This window comes from Ilyomonas limi (assembly GCF_005233845.1).
In the GTDB taxonomy this organism is placed as follows: Bacteria; Bacteroidota; Bacteroidia; order Chitinophagales; family Chitinophagaceae; genus Ilyomonas; species Ilyomonas limi.
Genome location: NZ_SZQL01000044.1, coordinates 1 through 6,218, shown reverse-complemented (window position 1 = coordinate 6,218; position 6,218 = coordinate 1). Strand labels below are relative to the sequence as shown.

At 37.0% G+C, this 6,218-nt stretch carries 8 protein-coding genes; 2 read left to right on the top strand and 6 right to left on the bottom strand.

The features are described 5' to 3' along the window. Positions 1–433: 433 nt before the first annotated feature. Together FC093_RS23275 and FC093_RS23270 are read left to right on the top strand one after the other, a co-directional pair. Complete coding sequence (locus tag FC093_RS23275) at positions 434–841, top strand: fasciclin domain-containing protein (protein WP_170971211.1); 408 nt, start codon at positions 434–436, stop codon at positions 839–841. A 177-nt stretch (positions 842–1,018) separates the two neighbouring features. After that, the gene (locus FC093_RS23270; RefSeq protein WP_137264222.1) at positions 1,019–2,059 is read left to right on the top strand and encodes a zinc-dependent alcohol dehydrogenase family protein; all 1,041 of its coding nucleotides are present in this window, start codon (positions 1,019–1,021) and stop codon (positions 2,057–2,059) included. 43 nt (positions 2,060–2,102) lie between these two features. On the opposite strand, the gene FC093_RS24755 is transcribed toward FC093_RS23270, so the two are convergent. The 6 genes from FC093_RS24755 to FC093_RS23245 form a co-directional block, all read right to left on the bottom strand. Further along, on the bottom strand, positions 2,103–2,213 hold the full coding sequence (locus FC093_RS24755; protein WP_394347984.1) for a phosphoketolase family protein: 111 nt from the start codon (positions 2,211–2,213) through the stop codon (positions 2,103–2,105). Positions 2,214–2,337: 124 nt separating this feature from the next. Beyond that, complete coding sequence (locus FC093_RS23945; RefSeq protein ID WP_170971210.1) at positions 2,338–2,475, bottom strand: hypothetical protein; 138 nt, start codon at positions 2,473–2,475, stop codon at positions 2,338–2,340. A gap of 176 nt (positions 2,476–2,651) precedes the next feature. Beyond that, complete coding sequence (locus tag FC093_RS23260) at positions 2,652–3,134, bottom strand: hypothetical protein (protein ID WP_137264221.1); 483 nt, start codon at positions 3,132–3,134, stop codon at positions 2,652–2,654. Positions 3,135–3,568: 434 nt separating this feature from the next. Further along, positions 3,569–4,645, bottom strand: coding sequence for a sensor histidine kinase (locus FC093_RS23255; RefSeq protein WP_137264220.1), 1,077 nt, complete (start codon positions 4,643–4,645; stop codon positions 3,569–3,571). 331 nt (positions 4,646–4,976) lie between these two features. Beyond that, on the bottom strand, positions 4,977–5,345 hold the full coding sequence (locus FC093_RS23250; RefSeq protein ID WP_170971209.1) for a fasciclin domain-containing protein: 369 nt from the start codon (positions 5,343–5,345) through the stop codon (positions 4,977–4,979). 380 nt (positions 5,346–5,725) lie between these two features. Further along, on the bottom strand, positions 5,726–5,950 hold the full coding sequence (locus FC093_RS23245; RefSeq protein ID WP_137264218.1) for a hypothetical protein: 225 nt from the start codon (positions 5,948–5,950) through the stop codon (positions 5,726–5,728). Positions 5,951–6,218 lie beyond the last annotated feature (268 nt).

Below are 6,218 nucleotides of genomic sequence, written 5' to 3'. Positions count from 1 at the left end.
GCCAGGAAAATGTGGTAAAAGAAGCTCAAAAGAAATTAGCCAACCTGCAAAAGGATGAAAAAGAGCTGTCCGGTAAAATTGCTAAAAATCAAAGTAGTCAGAAAGACCAGCAGTTGGATATAGCCAATCAGGTAAAACTATTGGAAGATCTAAAACTGAAGAGAAAAGGATAATAAGAGATTGTTAGTGTTCTTCCGGATTAGCAAATAGCGTGCACGTTAAAGCAATAAAAAAGCAGGTTTACAGCCTGTTTTTTTATTGCGGCAATCTGCCATAGAGTTTTTCTTGTCCTGATTGCAGCATGTCTTACCCAATAAAAACATTACTGAGAAGCCTCCATAATAGCTTTGAAAAGCAGTACATTAACACCATTACTGGCTTATTAGGGGTAAATTACATTGCTGATTATTTTATCAGTACTAAAATCAAACAAATGCCAAATATTCCAGAGGTTGTAAAAAGTAAAAAGACACTGACGGCCATGAACAAAGGAGTACTAGCTTCTGAGTTAAACAAAACATTAAGAGGCAGAGGTCCATTTACTGTTTTTGCGCCTTCCGACCGTGCTTTCGGGAAGTTGGAAAGCGGCACTCTTGAAGGTCTGCTGAAGCCTGAAAACAAAGTACAACTTACGGCACTGTTAAGCCGGCACATTATTGCATACAAGGTTAATTTTAAAAACCTGAAAGAAGGTGATAAATTAAAAACCTTAAAGGGCAACGAAGTAACAGTGACTATAAGAAACGGTAAAATATGCATTGACGATGCGACAATTCAAAACCAGGATATAGAATCGTCCAACGGGGTTATTCACTCCCTGGATACTGTGCTGATAGATTAGCACAGAGTCTTATATAGCTACAAGCGCATCAATATAAATATAGTTGTCGCTATTTCACTTATGTAATTGTTTTCGAAGGATTACTTGTACATTCAAATGGCAGCTAATACCCACAGGTATGACTGCCGGGATGATAAACCGATTTCGCCTTCATTCTCCACATAAAAATATAATCTTATGAAAGCTTTAGTATATCATGGTGCTGGGAAGAAAGCGTGGGAAGAAAAGCCCAGTCCATCTATTATCGATCAAACTGATGCGCTGATAAAAATCTATAAAACTACTATCTGTGGAACTGATCTGCATATACTGAAGGGCGATGTGCCTGAAGTGACGGATGGTCGTATTTTAGGGCATGAAGGCGTTGGAACCGTGGAAGAAGTGGGTAGTGCTGTTACTGGTTTTAAAAAGGATGACCGTGTTTTGATTTCCTGCATCTCCGGATGTGGCAAATGTGAGTATTGTAAAAAGGGAATGTACTCTCACTGCGAAAAAGGAGGTTGGATTTTAGGTCATTTGATTGATGGCACTCAGGCAGAATATGTGCGGATACCTTTTGCAGATAACAGCCTTTATCATATACCCGAAGGTGCAGATGAAGAAGCGCTGGTAATGCTAAGCGACATATTGCCTACGGCTCTTGAATGTGGTGTTTTGAACGGACAGGTAAAGCCTGGCGATACCGTTGCCGTAGTGGGTGCCGGTCCTATTGGACTGGCTGTATTAATTACAGCGCAGTTTTACACGCCTGCTGCTATTATTATAGTAGATATTGATGATAACCGCTTGCAGGTTGCCGGTACCTTCGGTGCTACACACACTATAAATAGCAGTACTGAAAATACTTTGGAAAAAATTATGAGCCTTACAGATGGCAAAGGTGTTGATGTGGCTATTGAAGCGGTAGGTATTCCTGCCACCTTTGAACTGTGCGAATCTATAATAGCTCCGGGAGGGCGTATTGCTAATGTGGGTGTTCATGGTAAAAGTGTAAGCCTGCATCTGGAAAAATTATGGTCTAAAAACATCACTATTACCACGCGTCTTGTAGATACCGTTAGTACCTCTATGCTGTTAAAAACAGTAACTGCCAAAAAGTTAGATCCTGCTAAACTCATTACACACCATTTTGCATTAAATGATATAGTAAATGCCTATGACACATTTGAGAACGCAGCAAGAGAAAAAACCCTGAAGGTTATTCTAACCAATGAATGAAAGTGAATAGGAATAACAGCGTGCCTTTGCTTGTCGTATTAAGTCACATCTGCATTCCAATTATCCTTTTGAATGGCTTATTAAGAAGCGGTTTCTCATATAAATACATGTGACCGACAGATAAGTAATTAGCTGCATGCCAGTAAGCATTCATATGTTGAGGTAATAGGTGGATAGCGCTATTGTTTCTATGCTGAGTGTTTCTATCTCCATAATTTTGTTTGATGGTATGATAGAAATAAAAGCGGTGCATATACAGTTTTATTGTTTCGCATTGGTCATCTGGCATATCGAATCTGCGTAGCCATCATTGGATGGCTGGTATGTACATCATAAGCATTCAGGCTGTAGCCAAAAGTGCCATTATTAGCCTCTAAATAAGATAGATAATTCTTCGTCTGCCGTGTCTGAATCACCTTGAAAACGGTATGTTTTTATAGTTTTTATTTCGTCGTATTTATAAAATTTACCGCTAAACTAAATAGACCCCATCCAGAGAAATAACAAATTTATTGTCTTGTCTCTTTGCCTTTAAGTTATTCAGGATACTGCTTACCGTATCCATTTCTTTGCTGTTGTTCATAGGTTGTATTTATGGTGTTTGCAGTAGCCTTCTGTTCGTATCTCTTTGATCAAATGAATCTGCCAATTGATGTCTTTTAGCCATCACCTCAATCATGCGGAATTGTAACTGGTGTTGATTCTTTTGAATTTCCCCTTCAATGTCCATCTTCTTTTTTCCCAGTGTTTTACCCTTCTTCTCAAGACGGTTATATTTTGCTGCTGCTTTATCAAATGCTTTGCTTTGATCCTTTATTTGCAGTTCCAAATTATACCTTTGAATAGCTGGTGCTTCTTCATTCAGGTAAGGCGCTATAAGTGGTGGATTGATAAAGGGTGTATATTCACCGGCTGCCAAACCTTTTGAAAGCATGGCCAATAAAAGAGTGTTGCTATTAGAATTCTTTCCCTTTCCTTTTGTATGCATTACTTTACTAAGTAAAACATTAAAATCAAGCGGTGATAATTGTGAATTGTCAGAGATTGCGAACTGACATAAGGATGTTTTTTTCATAAAAATTATTTTATATAAATCAGTGAGTGTCCAAAAAAAGCAGATATAAAGATTCAGACTAAGTCCGGGAGGAGAGGAGTTGGAAGGATTACTAAATGCTCTTACATGAATATCTCTCAAAGTACACTTAATAAATAACACATTTAGTTATAATTAAAAGGTAATCGTTTATAGGTTTAATGGTTTTAGGTTTTCAGGCAATATTATAATTGCATTTGTATATCTTAACGTACTCCCCGCATCTGCCGGGGGTAGTATTCCGCAAATCTATTTCTTTGATTTGTTGTAACATTTGCAGTATAGGTAAAACAGGTTCTTCGTAAGACACGAACGTTGGTTATATCAGGTTTACAGGCTGCTTTTTTACGCGGGGATCTGCCAGTACAAGAGTTTTCTTTTTTTGCCGGTCAGGAACACCAACGGGTACAAAAAGACTACTCCGCTCTTAAATACACTTTAAATGTAGAACCTTTATCAGGCTCGCTTTCCAATATAATTTTGCCGCCTGCATACTTTACATGTTGTTGTACTAAATACAAGCCAATACCCGAACCTTCCACATTGCCTTTTATCCTGAAATACTTCGAAAAAACAGCTTCTTTTTCTGTTTCGCCTATGCCTATACCATTATCTTTTACTGATATAACTACGCAATTGTTTTCACGTTCTGTTTTAATAAGAATTTCCGGTGTACGGTGAGGTGATTTATACTTAATAGCATTGCTTACCAGGTTATAAATGATGCTTCTCAGTTTGTGGCGGGAGAAAGTAACTTTCGGCACATTTAATTCGCTGTTTATAACTGCACCCGATTGTGCAATGCTGCCATTAAGTGTAAGGCGTACATCGTTCACGATATTTTCTACATCCAATAGTTCTTCCTCCGCTTGATACTTGTGTTCCTGCTCTCTCGTATCGGTCAGTTCTTGTATTAAACTTTGCATTTTCAACACGCTTTGTTCCTGTATTTGTAACAGATTTTGAATATCTGCTACATTTTCTGGCGGCATGTTTTTAATTACTTTAAAAGCCAGTACCAAACTTGTAAGCGGCGTCTTTATATCGTGAGAAATAGTATCTAAAAGAATTTCGTGGTCAGTAATAACCTTCTCTAATTCTTTTAAATCCTTAACACGCTGGGTAATTTCTACAAATGTTATAATTACTCCGTTTGTTTTATTATCCTGTATTGTTATGTACGGAATAATGTTCATTTGATACCACCGGAAATCCGTTGTCTGAATTTCCCTTTCCAATATTTTGTTGCTGCTTATTACCTGCTGAATATTATCTGAAATCGTATTATAGCGAATATTCTCTTTAATATCATGCATAGATTTACCAATATCATTTTCAGATAGGTTAAACTGTTTCATAGCGGGTGGTGTAAACTTTCTCAGCTTTAAATCGGCATCTACAAACAACTGCGGAATGATGGTGTTTCTAAAATAATTTTCTAACTCATTATTAAGCGCGGTGAGCTGTTCAATTTGTTGATTTTTAGTGGGCATTTTTACTGATTGTATAAATAAGGTATTAAATGAGCATGCAATCCTGGTGTAAGATAATTCATTTCTTTACCTTATTATTTATTGCAGTATTATAATTTGTTGGATTGATTGGTTTCAAGAAAGATATAGTATTATTAAAACGGCATCCTTTTATTAATTGCAATTGCCAACTGCACCTATACAACAACCTGGAATAGCAGGAAATCTGTAGTGTTGTATCAAACCATCTGCCGCTGCCGCAATCCGGTAAGACACAGCATAAACCTGGATAAATAAAAAAACCAACCATCCAATTAATGGATGGCTGGTCAAATATAAAGGACGAACTAACTTAATTGGCAAGTACCGTATCCAGCGAATGGATAACACCGTTAGATGCATGTATATCTTGTGTTTGAATAGTAGCATTATCAATGCTCACTTTTCCATCCAGTACTTTTACAGATAATTGTTTACCGTGTAAAGTAGTAAGCTTTTGACCATCTTTAAGGGCACTAAAGTTTACTTTACCTGCTACAACATGTTGCTGTAACAAATGTGTAAGCTGTACTTTATTTTCAGGTTTCAATAAATTGGTTAGTGTCCCACTTTCCAGTTTTCTAAAAGCGATATCCGATGGTGCAAAAAGGGTATAGGGACCGCTGGTGGTTAATACCTGATCTAAGCCTGATGCAATAACACCTTGCTTTAAAGTTGTCATGTTCTTGTCCGTTCTGACAACTTGTGTAATATTTGACATTTATTAGATTAATTCACCGGTAGAATAACCGGTAACAGATGTAAGGTACACTTATAAACTGAGGTCCGGTGTTAAAGCTTAGCTCTGTTTGATGATATTTTTATCTTTGGTTTGCGGATCTGTACACCTTACAATAAAGCAATTGAAGTATCCACTTTTTGGTATAGAAACAGCAGGTCAAACCAACAAGGTTTTATGCTTTGATTAAACCGTTTATTGTTTTAAAAACAGTTCTGTCTGTTGCACGCTATAAAACAGGTTCTGCAGTAAATGCAGATACTGAATATCTTTTACAAGCAAACGATGAGAAAAATCTACGGCTGAGTATTCTGTATTTAACTCTATGGTACCGTTTCCTTTGGTCTTTCATGTTGCCATGTTTTATGATAACTATGAAAAGTAAATCCTAATGCTGTTAATAGCTCATTAGAGATAGGTACAGCCGCCAGCCGTTCAGAGGCAGCCGCTTCATACTCGCAACTGTTGTTATTTTCAAAACCTATATAGGGTATTTGTGTAGTGTCTTCATTTTTGATGCCATACTTTTTGTATAGTATTATCAACAAGTATATAACTGCCTATACGCAGTTCCTGAGTGTTTATCATGATTATTATTTTATTTGTTTACCTAGGCACAAAATGTTTTAAAAGCATTTAGAGAGGAAACAAAAAAGAGTTTTACAACAGTTTACTCAATGTCAGCGCCTTGTTTGGATATTTCGTAGAAGTTGACCAGGTGATTTCGTGGCAAATTGACCACCTGTTTTGCTGGCGAAGTGTTGTATAGTTTGCTGTAAAAGCAGTTGTCAAAAATAATAAGTTTACCGGTTTATA